Annotated in this window: 15 protein-coding genes and 1 pseudogene; 14 read left to right on the forward strand and 2 right to left on the reverse strand. The window is 71.6% G+C overall.

Annotated features, from left to right (window positions below):
- The first annotated feature begins 218 nt into the window (after positions 1-218).
- The 8 genes and pseudogenes from ggt to ACLLJJ_RS36985 form a co-directional block, all read left to right on the forward strand.
- Positions 219-2,051, forward strand: coding sequence for a gamma-glutamyltransferase (ggt, locus tag ACLLJJ_RS36950; protein ID WP_434599051.1), 1,833 nt, complete (start codon positions 219-221; stop codon positions 2,049-2,051).
- Positions 2,052-2,277: 226 nt separating this feature from the next.
- Positions 2,278-2,667 carry a PPOX class F420-dependent oxidoreductase gene (locus tag ACLLJJ_RS36955; RefSeq protein WP_434599052.1) on the forward strand — a complete coding sequence of 130 codons (390 nt, stop codon included), beginning with the start codon at positions 2,278-2,280 and terminating at the stop codon, positions 2,665-2,667.
- Between the two features lie 130 nt (positions 2,668-2,797).
- Positions 2,798-4,186 (forward strand): hypothetical protein, encoded by a 1,389-nt coding sequence (locus ACLLJJ_RS36960; RefSeq protein WP_434599053.1) that lies wholly within the window; start codon positions 2,798-2,800, stop codon positions 4,184-4,186.
- A 164-nt stretch (positions 4,187-4,350) separates the two neighbouring features.
- Positions 4,351-5,193, forward strand: coding sequence for a nitrilase-related carbon-nitrogen hydrolase (locus ACLLJJ_RS36965; RefSeq protein ID WP_434599054.1), 843 nt, complete (start codon positions 4,351-4,353; stop codon positions 5,191-5,193).
- The gene (locus tag ACLLJJ_RS36970) at positions 5,190-6,476 is read left to right on the forward strand and encodes an aspartate aminotransferase family protein (protein WP_434599055.1); all 1,287 of its coding nucleotides are present in this window, start codon (positions 5,190-5,192) and stop codon (positions 6,474-6,476) included. The genes ACLLJJ_RS36965 and ACLLJJ_RS36970 overlap by 4 nt, the downstream gene beginning before the upstream one ends.
- Before the next feature lie 61 nt (positions 6,477-6,537).
- Positions 6,538-7,941 (forward strand): dihydropyrimidinase, encoded by a 1,404-nt coding sequence (gene hydA, locus ACLLJJ_RS36975; protein WP_434599056.1) that lies wholly within the window; start codon positions 6,538-6,540, stop codon positions 7,939-7,941.
- 11 nt (positions 7,942-7,952) lie between these two features.
- Positions 7,953-8,954 (forward strand): TIGR03842 family LLM class F420-dependent oxidoreductase, encoded by a 1,002-nt coding sequence (locus ACLLJJ_RS36980; protein ID WP_434599057.1) that lies wholly within the window; start codon positions 7,953-7,955, stop codon positions 8,952-8,954.
- A gap of 17 nt (positions 8,955-8,971) precedes the next feature.
- A pseudogene (locus ACLLJJ_RS36985) lies at positions 8,972-9,122 on the forward strand (nitrate reductase); the annotation flags it as partial.
- Between the two features lie 143 nt (positions 9,123-9,265).
- On the opposite strand, the gene ACLLJJ_RS36990 reads toward ACLLJJ_RS36985, so the two are convergent.
- Entirely contained in the window at positions 9,266-10,321 is a 1,056-nt protein-coding gene (locus ACLLJJ_RS36990; RefSeq protein WP_434599058.1) for a lipoate--protein ligase family protein, read from the reverse strand.
- 185 nt (positions 10,322-10,506) lie between these two features.
- Here ACLLJJ_RS36990 and ACLLJJ_RS36995 point away from each other — a divergent pair, with 185 nt between their 5' ends.
- From ACLLJJ_RS36995 to ACLLJJ_RS37020, 6 genes are all read left to right on the forward strand, one after another.
- On the forward strand, positions 10,507-12,276 hold the full coding sequence (locus ACLLJJ_RS36995) for a gamma-glutamyltransferase family protein (protein ID WP_434599059.1): 1,770 nt from the start codon (positions 10,507-10,509) through the stop codon (positions 12,274-12,276).
- A gap of 41 nt (positions 12,277-12,317) precedes the next feature.
- Positions 12,318-13,130 (forward strand): inositol monophosphatase family protein, encoded by an 813-nt coding sequence (locus ACLLJJ_RS37000; protein WP_434599060.1) that lies wholly within the window; start codon positions 12,318-12,320, stop codon positions 13,128-13,130.
- Between the two features lie 98 nt (positions 13,131-13,228).
- Entirely contained in the window at positions 13,229-14,650 is a 1,422-nt protein-coding gene (locus ACLLJJ_RS37005; RefSeq protein WP_434599061.1) for a phytoene desaturase family protein, read from the forward strand.
- Positions 14,647-15,165, forward strand: coding sequence for an O-acetyl-ADP-ribose deacetylase (locus ACLLJJ_RS37010; protein ID WP_434599062.1), 519 nt, complete (start codon positions 14,647-14,649; stop codon positions 15,163-15,165). The genes ACLLJJ_RS37005 and ACLLJJ_RS37010 overlap by 4 nt, the downstream gene beginning before the upstream one ends.
- A 64-nt stretch (positions 15,166-15,229) precedes the next feature.
- Positions 15,230-16,693 carry an AlkA N-terminal domain-containing protein gene (locus ACLLJJ_RS37015; protein ID WP_434600626.1) on the forward strand — a complete coding sequence of 488 codons (1,464 nt, stop codon included), beginning with the start codon at positions 15,230-15,232 and terminating at the stop codon, positions 16,691-16,693.
- Between the two features lie 25 nt (positions 16,694-16,718).
- Entirely contained in the window at positions 16,719-17,225 is a 507-nt protein-coding gene (locus ACLLJJ_RS37020; RefSeq protein ID WP_434599063.1) for a methylated-DNA--[protein]-cysteine S-methyltransferase, read from the forward strand.
- Here ACLLJJ_RS37020 and ACLLJJ_RS37025 read toward each other — a convergent pair.
- Positions 17,222-18,403: a hypothetical protein gene (locus tag ACLLJJ_RS37025; RefSeq protein ID WP_434599065.1), complete on the reverse strand. Its 1,182-nt coding sequence runs from the start codon at positions 18,401-18,403 to the stop codon at positions 17,222-17,224. The genes ACLLJJ_RS37020 and ACLLJJ_RS37025 overlap by 4 nt on opposite strands.
- Between the last annotated feature and the right edge of the window lie 247 nt (positions 18,404-18,650).

The raw sequence follows: 18,650 nt of genomic DNA on the forward strand, positions 1-18,650 counted from the left end.
CACACACACCGTGTGGTGGTGCGGCCCACCCGTGATGCGTTAGCACGTCGGTCGACTCCGGCGGCGGTCACACCCGGCACGATGTCGCGCACGTCGTCATCCATGGGGCGGCGTGCTCGCGGCCCCGCGCACCGTAGGCGGACCGATGTTCGGCGTGCTCCTGCGGGGAGTGCGAGGTGAAGTTACGCTGCGCGGACGGTCAACGACTGGAGGTACGCATGCGCCGCACCACCGTACGGAGATTGTCGGTCTGGGCCGTTGCCGCGGCGATGGCATCGGTTGGCGCCACGGCGCCGCCGTCCACCGCCCGGGGCCCCGCCCCCTCGCCCGCCACGACCAAGGCGCCGCCCGGCAAGACGCCGGTCGCCACCGGGTACGGGGGAGCGGTCGCCAGCGTCGACGCGGACGCCTCGGCGGCCGGGATCGAAGTGCTCAGGAACGGTGGCAACGCGGTGGACGCGGCCGTCGCCACGGCGGCGGCGCTCGGGGTCACCGAGCCCTACTCGGCGGGCATCGGCGGTGGCGGCTACTTCGTCCACTACGACGCCAAGTCCCGTACCGTGCGCACGATCGACGGCCGCGAGACGGCCCCGCGCAGCGCGGACAAGTCGCTGTTCCTGGAGGACGGCAAGCCGATCCCCTTCGAGCAGGCGGTAAGCAGCGGACTTGGCGTCGGTACGCCGGGCACCCCGGCCACCTGGCGGACGGCGCTGGACAAGTGGGGCAGCAAATCCCTGCGCACCCTGCTGAAGCCGGCCGAGAGGCTCGCACGCGACGGCTTCACCGTCGATCCGACCTTCCGCAGCCAGACCCAGGCCAACGAGGCGCGGTTCAGGGACTTCCCCGACACGGCGGAGCTGTTTCTGCCGGGCGGTGAGCTGCCGGTGGTCGGCTCCCGGTTCAAGAACCCCGATCTGGCCAGCACCTACGGCGAGTTGGGCCGCGAGGGCGTCGACGAGCTGTACCGGGGAGACCTGGCGCGCGACATCGTCCGCACCGTGCGCAAGCCGCCCGTGGACCCGAAATCGCAGCGGGTGGCCCGGCCCGGCGACCTGACCACGAGGGACCTGCGGGCGTACGGCGTGATGGGGCAGGCGCCGACCAAGGTCTCCTACCGTGGGCTCGACGTGTACGGCATCGCCCCGTCCTCCTCCGGCGGTACGAGCGTCGGCGAGGCACTCAACATCCTTGAGCGGACCGACCTTTCGGCCGCCTCGCCGACCGCGTATCTGCACCGCTTCATCGAGTCGAGCCGGATCGCGTTCGCGGACCGGGGGCGCTGGGTCGGTGACCCGGCCTTCGAGGACGTACCCACGCGCGAGCTCCTGTCGCAGCGCTTCGCGGATTCGCGCGAGTGCCTCATCAAGGACGACGCGGTGCTCACCAGCCCGCTCGCACCGGCCGATCCGCGCAAGCCCGCGGCGTGCCGGGCCGGCGGGAAGGCCGCCCCGACGACGTTCGAGGGGGAGAACACGACGCACCTGACGGCGGCCGACAAGTGGGGCAACGTCGTCGCGTACACGCTGACCATCGAGTCGACGGGCGGCAGCGGCATCACGGTGCCCGGTCGGGGCTTCCTCCTCAACAACGAGCTGACCGACTTCTCGTTCGCCCCGGCCGCCCCGGCGGTCCACGACCCGAACCTGCCCGGTCCCGGCAAGCGCCCGAGGTCGTCGATCTCGCCGACGATCGTCCTGGAGAACGGCCGGCCGCTCCTCGCGCTCGGCTCGCCGGGTGGCGCGACCATCATCACCACGGTGCTCCAGACCCTGACCGGCCATCTGGACCGGGGGCTGCCGCTGGTCGACGCGATCGCGGCGCCGCGTGCGAGTCAGCGCAACTCGGCCACCACCGAGCTCGAACCGGGGCTGTGGGACAGCCCGGTGCGGGCCCGGCTCGAAGCCCTCGGGCACGTCTTCAAGCAGAACCCGGAGATCGGTGCGACGACCGGGGTGCAGCGACTGCCGGACGGGCGCTGGCTGGCGGCGGCGGAGAAGGTGCGCCGCGGCGGAGGCTCGGCGATGGTGGTGCGGCCCGCCGGTGAGCGGTAGGGCGGACATCCGGTGAACGACCGGACGCCCGGACGGGCCCGACGAGGTCGGTCCGTCCGGGCGGGCTTCCCGGCCCTGCCGCGCCCCGACGCCCGCCTTCTTCACCGTGCCGGTGATCCCTCGCTGCTCGCCTGTCGACGGACGAGAACGTGGCGCGGTGCGCCCTGCGTGCCCGTGTGAGGCGGGTTCCCGGGCCCGCCCCGCCGTACGACGTAGTGTCGCGGGCATGACTTCCGATCAACTCGAAGCGCTCGGCCGCTCCGAATACGTCAGCCTGACCACCTTCCGCAAGAACGGCACCGCCGTCGCCACGCCCGTCTGGGCCGCGTCCGACGGCACGGAGCTCTTCGTGTGGACCAAGTCGGACTCCTGGAAGGTCAAGCGCCTTCGCAGTGACAAGCGGGTGCTCGTCACCGCCTGTGACGTCCGCGGCCGCATCGCCGAGGGCGCGCCGTCCGCGGAAGGTATGGCCCGGCTGCTCGAAGAGGCGGCGATGCGTGATCTGCGCAAGCTGCTGGCCCGCAAGTACACCTGGAAGTTCTGGTTCGTGGAGTGGCCGGCCATGGTCTTCCGGCTCGGCAAGCGTCCGCACACCGGAATCGCCATCCAGTTGTGACGCGGGAGCCCTGAGGGCCCCGGCGATCCGATCGGATCGGAAAAGCGCGCGTAGCCGCGCCGTAACACAACTGCGGTCGAATGCCAGCGGACCGGTTGGTTCCAGTCGGTGGTGGGCGGCAGGGGCATTCATGGCGGCGGGGCAACTCCCAGTGGACACCGAGGTGTTCGCGCACTATCTGAGAGATCTGACAGCATTGCTCGATACGGGCGGTGGCTGGTGCGGGGTCTTCTGGCAGCGTGATCCCGAGGGCATGCGCGCCTGCCTGGACGGGGCCGAACTCCCGCCGTGGGACGTACTGGAGGCGTTGCTCCAGGACTTGGCCGCCGGGCACGGGCCGCAGGCCGCGCAGCATGAGGCGGTACGCGCGCGAGGACTCCACGCCGCGGCCGCGGCGGAGTACGACCGGCGGCCCCACGCGCGCGCGGCGCTCGCGGACCGGCTCGGGGTGATGCGGCGGGAGCAGGCGCACGCCGCCGGGCGGGAGCGGGAGCTGACGGGGCGTCTGCGGGGCGCCGTGGGCGGCGTCGACGCGGAGGGCGTCGGTCTCGAACTGGCCTGGGTACGGGACGACCGCGAACGCGCGGCGGCCCGCTGCGCGGAGATCATCGACCGGCTCGCGGCCCTGGACTCCCGGGAGGGCCGCGAAGCAGGACCCGCCGCCGACCCGGTCCGCCCGCCGGCGCCCGACACGTGGTTCCGCGCGCGGGATGCCGCGGCGTACGACGTGGGGGATCCTTCGGACCCGCACCTGCCGGCATCGGCCGATCCACCCGCCGCCACCCCCGCGACCGCCCCCGCCGCGAGGCGGCGCCCCCGCGGCGCCCGCTATGCCGGGTTGGACGACGACAGCGACGACGGGGGCGGATTCCTCACCGTGCCCGGCCTGTCCGCGCCCGCGGTCGCCGGGCCCCGGGGTGCCAGGTACGCCGGAGCGGCGGAGGAGGAGACGGCGGAGGTGCCTCCCGCGCCCGACCGGGCACGGGAGGCCGAAGACGAACGTGCCGCCTCCGACACCGTCACCGCCCTGGTGCGGCTGCGGGGCGAGGGGCGCAGTGGTGAGGCGCACGCGCTGCTCTGTGAGGCCGCCGCCCGGCCCGTCGCCCGGCTGCCCGCACTGGCCGTGGCCCTGCACCGGGCGGGACTCGCCGCCGACTGGGGAACCCTGCTGTGGGAAGCGGCGTCGCTGCCGCCCCACCGGGTCGCCGCGCTGGCGGGCGCGCTGGACGCGGCCGGACTCGCCGAGGACGGCCTGCGACTCCTGCGGCAGGGCGTCGCCCGGCCCGCGGTCGAGGTCGCGGAGACCCTGCTGGCGCTGGACGCCGCCGGGCAGCAGTGCGAAGTGCGCTCCCTGGCCGACGCGTTCGTCCGGGTCCGTACCCCTGAGGACAGTGCCCACCTCGCGCAGAGCGACCCGCACCGGCTGGTCCCCCTGCTGCTGGGCGCCGCGCGCGACGCGGGACCGGGAAGGTATCGCGACGTGGCCCACGCCCTGCGGTTGGCCGGATTCGCACCGTGAACACATGGCCCGTCCGTCACCCCCTCGGGTGCGAAACATGATCGACTCAGCGGGTTGACGACGATGGTCTTGCCCCACTCCCCGACGGGGCTTACGTTCATCCCTCCACGTCCCGAATCTACGGGCGTAGAAGGTCTCTGACGTCCCGTTGAAGGAGACAAGTCATGGCCAATGTCGTACGCGCCGCACTCGTCCAGGCGACCTGGACGGGCGACACCGAATCCATGATCGCCAAGCACGAGGAGCACGCCCGCGAGGCGGCCCGGCAGGGCGCGAAGATCATCGGCTTCCAGGAGGTGTTCAACGCCCCCTACTTCTGCCAGGTGCAGGAGGCCGAGCACTACCGCTGGGCGGAGGCCGTCCCGGACGGGCCGACCGTCCGCCGGATGCAGGACCTCGCCCGTGAGACCGGCATGGTCGTCGTCGTACCCGTCTTCGAGCGCGAGCAGTCCGGCTTCTATTTCAACACCGCGGCCGTGATCGACGCCGACGGAAGCTACCTCGGCAAGTACCGCAAACACCACATCCCCCAGGTCAAGGGCTTCTGGGAGAAGTACTACTTCAAACCGGGGAACCTGGGCTGGCCGGTCTTCGAGACGGCCGTCGGCAGGGTCGGCGTCTACATCTGCTACGACCGGCACTTTCCCGAGGGCTGGCGCCAACTCGGCCTCAACGGCGCCCAGATCGTCTACAACCCCTCTGCCACGTCACGCGGTCTGTCCGCCCACCTCTGGCAGCTGGAACAGCCCGCGGCGGCCGTCGCCAACGAGTACTTCGTCGCCGCCATCAACCGGGTCGGCGAGGAGGAGTACGGCGACAACGACTTCTACGGCACCAGCTACTTCGTCGACCCGCGCGGCCAGTTCGTGGGGGAGGCCGCGAGCGACAAGGCGGAGGAACTGCTCGTACGGGACCTCGACTTCGACCTCATTGAGGAAGTACGCCAGCAGTGGGCGTTCTACCGAGACCGCCGTCCCGACGCGTACGAAGGACTGGTACAGCCGTGAGTAGTCTCCACGACCGCCACAAGGCGGTCATCCCCGACTGGGTCGCCCTCTACTACCGGCAGCCGATCGAGATCACCCACGGCGAGGGCCGGCACGTCTGGGACGCCGAGGGAAAGAAGTACCTCGACTTCTTCGGCGGCATCCTCACTACCATGACGGCTCACGCGCTCCCCGAAGTCACCAAGGCCGTCACCGAGCAGGCCGGGCGGATCCTCCACTCGTCGACGCTCTACCTCGACCGGCCCATGGTCGAGCTCGCGGAGCGGATCGCGGCCGTCTCCGGCATCCCGGACGCGCGGGTCTTCTTCACCACGTCGGGCACCGAGGCCAACGACACGGCCCTGCTCCTCGCCACGACGTACCGCCGCTCCAACCAGCTCCTGGCGATGCGCAACAGCTACCACGGCAGGTCCTTCTCCGCCGTCTCCATCACCGGCAACCGAGGCTGGTCCCCGACCAGCCTCTCGCCGCTCCAGACGATGTACGTGCACGGGGGCGTCCGCAGCCGCGGTCCGTACGCGCAGCTGTCGGACGCGCAGTTCATCGAGGCATGTGTCGCCGACCTCGAAGACGTACTCGGCCAGACCGGCGGCCAGGTCGCGGCGCTCATCGCGGAGCCCATCCAGGGCGTCGGCGGCTTCACCTCACCGCCCGACGGCCTGTACGCCGCGTTCCGCGAAGTGCTCGACCGGCACGGCATCCTGTGGATCTCCGACGAGGTGCAGACCGGCTGGGGGCGTACCGGGGACCACTTCTGGGGCTGGCAGGCACACGCCGAGAACGGCCCGCCGGACATCCTCACCTTCGCCAAGGGCATCGGCAACGGCATGTCCATCGGCGGGGTCGTCGCCCGCGCCGAGGTCATGAACTGCCTCGAAGCCAATTCCATCTCGACGTTCGGCGGCAGCCCCGTCACGATGGCCGCGGGCGTCGCCAACCTGGGGTACCTCCTGGAACACGACCTCCAGGGCAACGCCCGCCGCGTCGGCGGGCTGCTCCTGGAGCGGCTGCGTGCGATCGGCGCGAGCGTGCCGTACGTGCGCGAGGTGCGCGGGCGCGGCCTGATGGCGGCGATCGAGCTGGTGAAGCCGGGCACCGACGAGGCGTCGCCGGAGGCCGCCACCGCCGTCCTTGAGGCCGCGCGCGAGGGCGGCCTTCTGATCGGCAAGGGCGGCGGCCACAACACCAGCGTGCTGCGCATCGCCCCGCCGCTGACCCTCACCGTCGCGGAGGCGGAGGAGGGCGCGCGGATCCTCGACCGGGCGCTGCGGGAAACGCACTGAATCACGAAGGCGCGGAGCCGCCCGTGTGGCTACCGGGCGGCTCCATCGGAAGGGAGCAGAAATGGTGAACCGTACCGTTGTCCGCGGAGGTCTTGTCATCACGGCCTCCGACGAAATGCACGCCGACGTCCTCATCGAGGACGGGCGGATCGTCGCACTCGCCTCGCACGGCAGCGACGCGGCCGGGAGCTGGACCGCCGAGCGGACCATCGAAGCGGCAGGCAAATACGTGATCCCGGGCGGTGTCGACGCGCACACCCACATGGAGCTGCCCTTCGGCGGCACCGCGGCCTCCGACTCCTTCGAGACGGGGACGCGGGCGGCGGCCTGGGGCGGCACCACGACCATCGTGGACTTCGCCGTGCAGAGCGTCGGCCACGCGCTGCGCGAAGGGCTCGACACCTGGTACGCGAAGGCCGACGGGCAGTGCGCCATCGACTACGCGTTCCACATGATCATGTCCGACGTCAACGAGTCGTCGCTCAAGGAGATGGACCTCCTGGTGGCGGAGGGCATCACTTCCTTCAAGCTGTTCATGGCGTACCCCGGGGTCTTCTACAGCGACGACGGCCGGATCCTGCGCGCCATGCAGCGCTCCGCGCACAACGGTGGGCTGATCATGATGCACGCCGAGAACGGCATCGCCATCGACGTACTCGTCGAGCAGGCGCTCGCCGAGGGCCGCACCGATCCGCGCTATCACGGGGAGGTCCGCAAGGTCCTCCTGGAGGCCGAGGCCACCCACCGGGCCATCCAGCTCGCCCGGGTCGCCGGCGCCCCGCTGTATGTCGTGCACGTGTCCGCCGAGGAGGCACTCGCCGAGCTGGCCGCCGCCCGCGACAAGGGGCTCAACGTCTTCGGCGAGACCTGCCCGCAGTACCTGTTCCTGTCCACCGACAACCTCGCCGAGCCCGACTTCGAGGGCGCGAAATACGTCTGCTCCACGCCGCTGAGGCCTCGCGAACACCAGGCGGCGCTGTGGCGCGGGCTGCGGACCAACGACCTCCAGGTGGTGTCCACCGACCACTGCCCGTTCTGTTTCACCGGGCAGAAGGAGCTGGGACGCGGCGACTTCTCGAAGATCCCCAACGGACTGCCGGGCGTCGAGAACCGTATGGACCTGCTGCACCAGGCGGTCGTCGACGGGCACATCTCGCGCCGCCGCTGGATCGAGATCGCCTGCGCCACGCCCGCGCGGATGTTCGGCCTCTACCCGAAGAAGGGCACCATCGCTCCGGGCGCCGACGCGGACATCGTCATCTACGACCCGCACGCCGAGCAGGTCGTCTCCGCCGCCACCCACCACATGAACGTCGACTACTCCGCGTACGAGGGGAAACGGCTCACCGGCCGCGTCGAGAGCGTGCTCTCGCGCGGTGAAGTGGTCATCGACGAGCGGGAGTTCACCGGCCGCGCAGGACACGGCCGCTACACACCCCGCGCCACCTGTCAGTACCTGAACTAGGAGCTGCCGTCATGGACTTCGGACTCGTCCTGCAGGCCGACCCGCCGGCCTCCGCGGTCGTCAGTTTGATGCGCCGCGCGGAACGCAACGGCTTCCGCTACGGCTGGACCTTCGACTCCGCCGTGCTGTGGCAGGAGCCCTTCGTCATCTACAGCCGCATCCTTGAGCACACGGAGCGGCTGATCGTCGGGCCGATGGTCACCAACCCGGGCACCCGCACCTGGGAGGTCACCGCGTCGACCTTCGCCACCCTCAACGAGATGTACGGCAACCGCACGGTGTGCGGCATCGGCCGCGGCGACTCCGCGATGCGCGTCGCGGGACGCAAGCCCAACACCCTCGCCCGCCTCGGCGAGGCGATCGGCGTCATCCGCGATCTGGCCGAGGGCCGGGAGGCCGAGGTCGACGGGCAGTCGCTGCGGCTGCCCTGGGTGAAGGACGGCAGTCTGCCGGTGTGGATGGGCGCGTACGGGCCCAAGGCGCTCGCCATGGCAGGCGAGAAGGCCGACGGCTTCATCCTGCAGCTCGCCGACCCGTTCCTGACGGAGTGGATGGTCGAGGCGGTGCGGACCGCCGCGTCGGACGCGGGACGCGACCCGGCGTCCGTCACCATCTGCGTCGCCGCGCCCGCGTACATCGGTGACGACCTGGACCACGCACGCGAACAGTGCCGGTGGTTCGGCGGAATGGTCGGCAACCACGTCGCCGACCTCGTCGCCAAGTACGGCGAGCACTCCGGTCTCGTACCGGAGGCGCTCACCGCGTACATCAAGCAGCGGCAAGGCTACGACTACAGCCACCACGGGCGCACCGGGAACCCGGACACGGCGTTCGTGCCCGACGACATCGTCGACCGCTTCTGCCTGCTGGGTCCCGCCGAGGCGCACATCGAGAAGCTCAAGGCACTGCGGGCGCTGGGCGTCGACCAGTTCGCGGTGTACGACATGCACGACGCGAAGGAGACGACGATCGACGCGTACGGCGCCACGGTCATCCCGGCGCTCAACTCCTGAGAGGGGCCCGCCTCGGGCTCGACTTCCGCGCGGGCGCGGTCATCACCGGCGTCGTCGGCGTGCCCAGCATGCCGTGGAAGCCGACCGCCGCCCCCGAGCTGTACATCTTCACGGCTCGGCCCGGTCGGCGGCCTGCCCGGCGCGGTCGCCGGCATCCTGGCCGCCGACCGCGGGTGGGCCGTCGGGCCGGCGTCCTCGCCGGCCCTCTTCACCCTGCTGAGCACGAGGTCCCGCGACAAGGTCTGAGGCAGGCCGTGGCGCGGGCGCCCACATCGACGCGGGCGCCTCGCGCCGGGCGGGCGGTCACGCGGTTATGGCACGCGGGCGGTCCACTCCTGGGTGTCGAACTTCGCCGCGGCGAGCTCTTGCGCGCGCGTCATTTCCTCGTCCGTCACCTTGCCCGCCGCCAGCCCGTACCGGGTACGGAACGAGTCGATCATCCGGTCGATGACCGCCTCGCGCGCCAGGCCCGTCTGGCGACGCAGCGGGTCCACCCGCTTCTTCGCGCTCTTCGTGCCCTTGTCGGAGAGCTTCTCCTTGCCGATGCGCAGCACTTCCGTCATCTTGTCCGCGTCGATGTCGTACGCCATGGTCACGTGATGCAGCACGGCCCCGCCGTCGCTCGCCACCCGCTTCTGCGCGGCGCCCGCGATCTTGCCGGCCTCCGTGGCGATGTCGTTGAGCGGCTGGTACCAGGCCTTGATGCCCATGTCACCGAGCGCGCCGAGCACCCAGTCGTCGAGGTAGGCGTAGCTGTCCGCGAAGGACAGGCCCTGGACCAGGGCCTTCGGCACGGAGAGCGAGTACGTGATGGTGTTGCCCGGCTCCATGAACATCGCCCCGCCGCCGCTGATCCGGCGTACGACCGTGATGCCGTGGCGCTCCACGCCCTGCGGGTCCACCTCGTTGCGCAGCGACTGGAAGCTGCCGATGACCACGGCGGGCACGTCCCACTCCCACACCCGCAGCGTCGGCGGACGGCGCCCGGCGGCCACCTCGGCGGTGATGACCTCGTCGAGCGCCATGTGCAGGGCCGGGGTCTGCGCCCCCTCGTGGATCAGCTGCCAGTCGTAGTCGGTCCAGTCCGTGGCGTGGGCGAGGGCCCGGCGCACGGCGACCGCGACGCCCTCCGCCGTCAGGCCGAACATCACGGTGTCCTCGGGGAGCGCCGCTTCGATGCGGGCCGCGAGGCCCGCCGCGTCGGTGTCCTCCGGGGCGCCCTCCAGCGCGGCGTTGATCGCCAGGATCGCTTCGTCGGGCTCCAGGAAGAAGTCGCCCGCCACCCGGACGTCCCGCAGGACACCGTCCCGCGCGTCCAGATCGACCACCACGAGCTTGCCGCCGGGGACCTTGTACTCACCGTGCACTGTGCTGCCTCCTGAGGTTCCGAGCAGGGACAACGCCATCCCCGGGGCGGTCCATTCCGGGACCGCGACGGTGCCGCTAGCCTGCGGGGACGGCTGACCGAACACAGGAGGACCGGCTCGGCCCGGTCCTTCTGTGCGACCCGGCCGATGGCGCCCCCGCCCACCCGCTGACCCAGGAGCCCCTCGTGTTCACGACCCGGCCCACCCTCCAGGGCACCTTTGGCATGGTGTCCTCCACCCACTGGCTCGCCTCGCAGTCCGCGATGGCAGTCCTGGAGGACGGCGGCAATGCCTTCGACGCCGCTGTCGCCGCCGGTTTCGTACTGCATGTCGTCGAGCCGCACCTCAACGGCCCGGCCGGGGAGGTGCCGATCATTCTCGCGCCGGCCGGCGGAGACGTCCGGGTGCTCTGCGGGCAGGGGTCCGCACCGGCCGGGGCGGACATCGCGCACTTCCGCGGCCTCGGCCTCGACCTGGTGCCCGGCACCGGGCCGCTCGCCGCCGCCGTGCCGGGCGCGTTCGACGCGTGGATGGTGCTGCTGCGCGACCACGGCACCAAGTCCCTGGCCGAGGTGCTGAAGTACGCCATCGGGTACGCCGAGGACGGGCATCCGCCGGTCGAGCGGGTGGGGGAGACCGTCGCGACCGTACGGGCCCTCTTCGAGACCGAGTGGCCCACGTCGGCCGAGATCTACCTGCCGGGCGGCGAACTGCCGCAGCCGGGGCGGCTGTTCCGCAACCCCGCCCTCGCCGCGACCTGGCGGCGGCTGGTGGCCGAGGCGTCCGGGACCGACCGGGAGGCCGAGATCGAGGCGGCGCGGAAGGTGTGGCGCGAGGGGTTCGTCGCCGAGGCGCTCGTCGCGCAGTCGGGCCGCCGCACGCTCGACACCAGCGGTCGGCGGCACACCGGGACCCTGTCGGCCGCCGACCTCGCGGGGTGGTCCGCGACGTATGAGGATCCGGTCACCTACGACTGGAAAGGGTGGACGCTGTGCAAGGCGGGCGGCTGGAGTCAGGGGCCCGTCTTTCTGCAGCAACTGGCCCTACTGTCGGACGAGTTGCCTGCGTGCGGCTCCGCCGAGTACGTCCACCTGCTCGTCGAGGGCTGCAAGTTGGCGATGGCCGACCGGGAGGCCTGGTACGGGGACGCGGACGAGGTGCCGCTGGGGGTGCTCCTGTCCGACGACTACAACGCGCGGCGCCGGTCGCTCGTCGGCGCGCGGGCCTCGTACGAGCTTCGGCCGGGGAGCCCCGGCGGCCGGACGCCGGTGCTGAGCGAACACGCCGGCGCCGTGGCCCGTGGGGCGGGGCTTCCCGCGCCGCGAGCGGCCGGCGCGGGGGAGCCGACCGTGGCCGAGGACGGTGCGACCCGCGGCGACACCTGCCACCTCGACATCGTCGACCGCTGGGGCAACATGGTCGCCGCGACACCCAGCGGCGGCTGGCTCCAGTCCAATCCGGTCGTGCCCGAGCTGGGTTTCCCGCTCGGCACCCGGCTCCAGATGGCCTGGCTCGACGCCGGACTGCCCAACTCCCTGGTGCCCGGCCGCCGCCCGCGTACCACCCTGACGCCAACGCTGGCGCTGCGAGGCGGGGTGCCGGTCATGGCCTTCGGGACGCCCGGGGGCGATCAGCAGGATCAGTGGCAGCTTCACTTCTTTCTCGCCGTCGCCGGTGGACTTGATCTCCAGGCGGCCATCGACGCCCCGAACTGGCACAACGACAGTTTCCCCGGGTCCTTCTATCCGCGCGGCATGCGGCCCGGTTCCGTCACCGTCGAGTCGCGCATGGACGAGGGAGTGGTGGCGGAGCTGCGTCGGCTCGGCCATGACGTGACGGTCGGGGAGCCGTGGTCGGAGGGCCGGCTGTGCGTCGTCGCCCGCGACCCGGCGACGGGCGTGTTGTCCGCCGCGGCAAACCCCAGGGGAATGCAGGGTTACGCGGTCGGGCGCTGACCGCCCCCCTGGCTGTCAGCGGTCCGTGCTTTGCTGGAGGCATGATCGATGACAAGTTGTCCGACGTCGAAGAGGCTGTCCGCAAGGCGGCAGCCGCCGAGATCATGCCGCGGCACCAGCAGCTGGCCGCGCACGAGATCATTGAGAAGTCCGGGCCGCACGATCTGGTGACGGTTGCCGACCGGCGGGCCGAGGAGCACCTCACGGCTTCGCTGACGCGGCTGCTGCCCGGCTCCGTCGTCGTCGGCGAGGAGTCGGTCCACGAGGACCCTTCGGTGTACGAGGCGCTGCGCGGCGACGCGCCGGTGTGGATCGTCGACCCGGTCGACGGGACCCGCCAGTTCGTCCGCGGCGAGGCGGGCTTCTGCACGCTGGTCGCCCTCGCGCACCGGGGCGAGGTGCTCGCCTCCTGGACGTACGCGCCGGTGCTCGACGAGATGGCCGTCGCGGTGCGGGGCGGCGGCGCCCGGCTCAACGGGGAGCCGCTCCGCGCGGGCGCGCCGGTGCCCGGCGCGGCGCTGCGGGTGGCCATGTCCCACCCGGACTACACGACACCGGAGCAGAAGCGGGCCCTGCTCGGGCTGAACGCCGACGGTGTCGAGGCCCGCCCGTGCGGCTCGGCCGGGCTGGAGTACCTGGGCGTGGCCCGGGGGGCCCTGGACGCGATCGCGTTCTCGTGGGAGCTGGCCTGGGACCACGCGGCGGGGCTGCTGCTGGTCGAGGAGGCGGGCGGGGCGCAGTCGACGCTCGCGGGGGAGCGGTTCCGGGTGGCGGGGGGCAACGCGCTGCCGTTCACCGCGGCTCGGGATGCGGGGACCGTGGCTCGGGTGCTGGGGTTGCTGCGCGGGAAGTGAGGGCCGGATGCGGGCCCCGGCCCCCTCCCGGCGCCCCATCGCTTCTGCCCGGGAATATCCTGGGGGTCTTGGCCACCGGCTGACAAAGGAGTCCGAAGGTGCCGTCGATGCTCGATGCCGTCGTCGTAGGGGCGGGGCCCAACGGACTGACCGCCGCTGTCGAACTTGCCCGCCGGGGCTTCTCGGTGGAGGTGTTCGAGGCGCGGGACACGATCGGTGGCGGCGCCAGGACCGAGGAGCTCACGCTGCCCGGATTCCGCCACGACCCCTGCTCCGCCGTCCACCCGCTGGGCGCCGGCTCGCCTGCTTTCAACGCCATGCCGCTGGGCCGGTACGGGCTGGAGTGGCTGCACGCCGAGCTGCCGATGGCCCATCCGTGGGACGACGGTACGGCCGCGGTGCTGTCGCGCTCGGTCGCCGAGACCGCCGCGTCGTTCGGGTCGCGCGACGCGGGTGCCTACCGGCGACTGGTCGCGCCCTACCTCGGGAAGTGGGACACCCTGGCGCGCGACTTCATGTCGCTGCCGCTGACCGCCCTGCCGCGCGACCCGCTCACCCTGGCCCGCTTCGGGATCGCCGGGCTGCCGCCCTCGACCTGGCTGATGCGCCGCTTTCGTGACGAGAAGGCGCGGGCCTTGTTCGCCGGGCTGGTGGCGCATGTGATCGCTCCCCTCGGCGGGATCGCCACCGGCGCGGTCGGGCTCGTCTTCGCGCTGGCCGCGCACGCCGGGGGCTGGCCGATGGCTCGGGGCGGTTCGCAGTCCGTCTCGGACGCGCTGGCCGCGTATCTGCGGGATCTGGGCGGCACGATCCATACCGGGTTCGAGGTGAAGCGGCTCGATGATCTGCCGCCCGCTCGTTCGTATGTGTTCGATACGTCGCCCACTGCCCTGGCCCGCATCGCGGGGCTGGGGAGGGCGTATGAGAACTATCGGTACGGCGCGAGTGTTTTCAAGATCGACTACGCGCTGGACGGGCCCGTTCCGTGGACGGCGGAGGAGGCTCGGCGGGCCGGCACCGTTCAGGTGGGTCCCAGCGCCCGCGAGATCGACACCGCGCTGCGCCAGGCCGCGGGCGGCACGGCTCCCGAGACTCCGTTCCTGATCACCGCCCAGCCCAGCCTCGTGGACCCGTCGCGCGCACCCGAGGGCAAGCAGGTCTTCTGGGCGTACGGCCATGTCCCGCACGCCTGGGGCGGTGACCTGACGGACGCGGTCGAGCGGCAGATCGAGCGCTTCGCCCCCGGCTTCCGCGACCTGATCCTGGCCCGCGCCACGGCCGGCCCGCCGGAGCTCGCGGCGCGCAATGCGAACTATGTGGGGGGAGACATCGCCTGCGGCGCGGCCTCCGGGCTGCAACTGGTGCTGCGTCCCAAGCTGTCGCTCTTTCCGTACGCGACGCAGCACCCGGCGGTCTTCATCTGTTCGTCGGCGACTCCGCCCGGCCCCGGCGTGCACGGGATGTCGGGGCACAACGCGGCGAAGGCCGTCTGGCGGCACCTGCGAGTGGTGGGCCGATGACCCTTGAGCTCGTGCGCGGCGACATCACCGCGCAGCACGTCGATGCCATCGTCAACGCCGCCAATTCCTCGCTGCTGGGCGGCGGCGGTGTCGACGGCGCCATTCACCGGCGCGGCGGTCCCGCCGTCCTCGCCGACTGCCGCAGGCTGCGTGCCTCCCACTACGGGAAGGGCCTGGCCACCGGGCGGGCCGTCGCCACCACGGCGGGCCTGCTGGACGCGCGGTGGGTGATCCATACCGTCGGGCCCGTGTGGGCGCAGAGCGAGGACCGGTCGGAACTGCTTGCCTCCTGCTATCGGGAATCCCTGCGCGTGGCGCGGGAGTTGGGTGCGAAGAGCGTCGCGTTCCCGGCGATCTCCACCGGCATCTTCGGGTGGCCGATGGACGACGGGGCACGCATCGCCGTTCGTACGGTGCGCGAGGCGGTCGACGCGCCGGTGGCGGAGGTGCGGTTCGTTCTGTTCGGGGATGATGCGTACACGGCGTTCGAGCGGGCGCTGGCAGTCGCACCGTGATGTCGGATTCTCGCCAGCTCCGCGGTGTCGGGTGCTCGATGCTTGAGTCATGCGTATCGACGCCATGCACAACGACACGGAGCGCTGCGTCCGAGCCGTTCAGTCGAAGGACCAACGTTTCGACGGGTGGTTCTTCACTGCGGTCCTGACCACCCGGATCTACTGCCGCCCCAGCTGCCCCGTCGTGCCGCCCAAGGTGGAGAACATGAGCTTCCTGCCGAGTGCCGCCGCCTGCCAGCAGGCCGGTTTCCGGGCCTGCAAGCGATGCCGCCCCGACACCAGTCCGGGCTCCCCGCAGTGGAACGCCCGCGCCGATGTCGTCGCCCGCGCCATGCGACTGATCAGCGACGGCATCGTCGACCGCGAAGGCGTGCCGGGGCTCGCCGGGCGCCTTGGGTACAGCGCCCGGCAGGTCGAGCGCCAGCTCCTCGCCGAGCTGGGCGCCGGACCGCTCGCCCTGGCCCGCGCCCAGCGCGCCCAGACCGCCCGTCTCCTCATCGAGACGACCCCGCTGCCCATGGCCGACGTCGCGTTCGCCGCCGGGTTCTCCTCCGTCCGTACGTTCAATGACACGGTCCGCGAGGTCTTCGCGCTGTCCCCGTCGGAGCTGCGTGCCCGTGGTACCAAGCAGCCGCAGACGCCCGGAGCGATCTCCCTGCGGCTGCCGTTCCGGGCTCCGCTCAACCCCGACAACCTCTTCGGCCACCTCGCCGCGACCGCCGTCCCCGGCGTCGAGGAGTGGCGCGACGGGTCCTACCGGCGCACGCTCGACCTGCCGTACGGGCACGGCATCGCGAGCCTCACCCCGCGCCCCGACCACATCGCCTGCCTGCTCTCGCTGACCGACCTGCGCGATCTGACCATCGCCATCAGCCGCTGCCGCTGGCTGCTCGACCTCGACGCCGACCCGGTCGCCGTCGATGGCCAGTTGCGCACCGATCCGCTGCTGGCCCCGCTCGTCGACAGCGCCCCCGGGCGCCGGGTGCCCCGCACCACGGACGCGGCGGAGTTCGCGGTACGGGCCGTGCTCGGTCAGCAGGTCTCCACCGCCGCCGCCCGCACCCACGCGGCCCGCCTCGTCGCCGCGCACGGGGTGCCCGTCGACGACCCGGCCGGTGGCCTCACCCATCTCTTCCCGCCCTCCGGCGCGCTCGCCGGGCTGGACCCCGAGGCGCTCGCGCTGCCGCGCAGCCGCCGGGCCACCCTCCTGACGCTGGTCTCGGCGCTCGCCGACGGGACGCTGCGGCTCGGCATCGACAGCGACTGGGACCAGGCGCGCGCCCAGCTCATGGCGATGCCCGGGTTCGGCCCCTGGACGGTCGAGGCGATCGCGATGCGCGCGCTCGGCGACCCCGACGCCTTTTTGCCGACGGACCTCGGAATCCGGCGCGCCGCAAAGGAGTTGGGGCTCCCGTCGACGCCCGCCGCGTTCACGGCGCGGGCGGCGTCCTGGCGGCCGTGGCGGGCGTACGCCGTCCAGTACCTGTGGGCCACCGAAAACCACGCCATCAACCACCTCCCCGCGTAGGAACACGGCAGAAGGCCAGGACGACATGACGTACAAGCAGCACTTCGTGGTTGACAGCCCCTACGGCGCGCTGACGCTCGTCGCGACCGGGGGCACACTCTCGGCCGTCTACATGACCGACCAGCGTCACCGCCCGCCCGAGGAGACGTTCGGCGACCGGGATCCGGGTCCCTTCGCTGAGACCGTCCGTCAGCTCGACGCGTACTTCGCGGGCGAGCTGACGCAGTTCGACCTGCCACTGCGCCTGGCGGGCACCCCGTTCCAGCTGCGCGTCTGGGAGCAGCTGCAGCGGATCCCCTACGGCGAGACCTGGTCGTACGGCGGACTGGCCGAGCGCATCGGCAACCCGGCCGCCTCCCGCGCCGTGGGCCTCGCCAACGGAAAGAACCCGGTCAGCATCATCGTTCCCTGCCACCGGGTCATCGGCGCCGCGGGCAGCCTCACCGGCTACGGCGGCGGCCTGGACCGCAAGCAGCGGCTGCTGGCCTTCGAGAGCGGAGTGGCGGCCGACGAGCAGGAGTCGCTGTTCTAGCCCCCGATCCTCTTGAACGGGGTCGGGGGCCGGCTGGTCCAGCGGTGCAGCAGGGAGACGGCCGTCTGCTTGGTGACACCGTCCTTCTGGACCGTGCCGGCCTCGGTGAGGTAGTAGCGGCTGCCACCGAGCGCGACCAGCCCGTACTGACCGCCGGACTCCCAGCCGTAGGTGTTCGACGGCGCGTGGTGCAGGCCCTTGGGGAGCAGGGACAGTAGTTTGCCGCGCTCCGGCTCGGGCTGGCCGGTGATGGGGCCGTTGACCGGGCGCTTCGCCCCGGCCACGATGAACAGCGAGTAGTTGGGGAACTGCGGCTTCGCGCCCTTGTAGACGGCCATCAGCCAGTTGCCCTTGGCGGCGTCGTACTCCAGGTTCTGCACGCCGTAGCGGGTGTTGCCGGTGAAGACGAAGAACTTGCCGTCGACACGTCCGGGACCACTGGTGTGCGGAGCGCTCTCCGGCAGCGGACGCTCGTACTTGCGCCAGTCGCGTACGTCGTACTGGAGCAGGACCTGGTGGTCGTTGTCCTTGCGGGTGGTGTTCGAGTAGACGCCGTAGGCGACGGTCAGCTGCTGCCTGCCGTGCCGCCCGGCGCGCCCGTTGTCGAGATCGGGGCCGAAGGAGACACCGTCGATGCCACTGCACCCGTACCGGTGGTCGGGGGTGTTCGCGGTGTCCCCGTCGAACTTCCCGTCGCCGTTCATATCGGCCGTGTAGTCCGCCACGACCTCCTTGAGGTAGACCGTGGACACCATGTCGGTGGTTCTGGCGTCCATGCCCGTTCGGGTGATGCGGTCCACGTCGATGATCGCGATGTAGAAGGCCTTCGCCGACTTGTACTCCAGCGAGCCGTAGACCCGGCCGTCCTTCTCGTTGAAGTCCAGGTCTCCGAGGTGCCCGGTGAAGCCGGATACGGACCCCACCGGTTTGCCGCTCAGGTCGGTCTTGACGAGGAGGTTCGTGAAGGAGAAGTACATGAACCCCTTGCGCCGGTCGACGGCCACACCCTGGACGTGCCCGGACGCCCAGGCGCCGCCGTCGATCTTCGTGGGCAGATGTCCCACCCTGGCTGCCGTGTCCGGTACGGAAGGTTCCGCCGCGCCGGCCGACAGCGTGCCCTGGGCCACCAGGGCGCCGGCGGCGAGGGCGGTCAGGACTCCACCGATGAATGTGCGCATGGGCTCTCCAGGTTCGTAGCGGAACGGAAGAACGGATGACGCCGGGGACGTTAGGCCGTGCTGTCGACCAGTCGGTGCACATCGGTACAACACAGAGTGAAGGCACCGGGTCAACAGACCGTAGAGCGCCTGGCAGTTGGCGGACAGTCCTGATTCGGCCGAGCGGTTTCCGGGCAGAGGTCGACGTGCTCCGGGTGGCCCGTGACCGTTATGTCCACGCCGATTCTGCCGCAGCGGGCCATGGTGC

The organism is Streptomyces sp. A5-4 (assembly GCF_051131715.1).
Classification (GTDB): domain Bacteria; phylum Actinomycetota; class Actinomycetes; order Streptomycetales; family Streptomycetaceae; genus Streptomyces.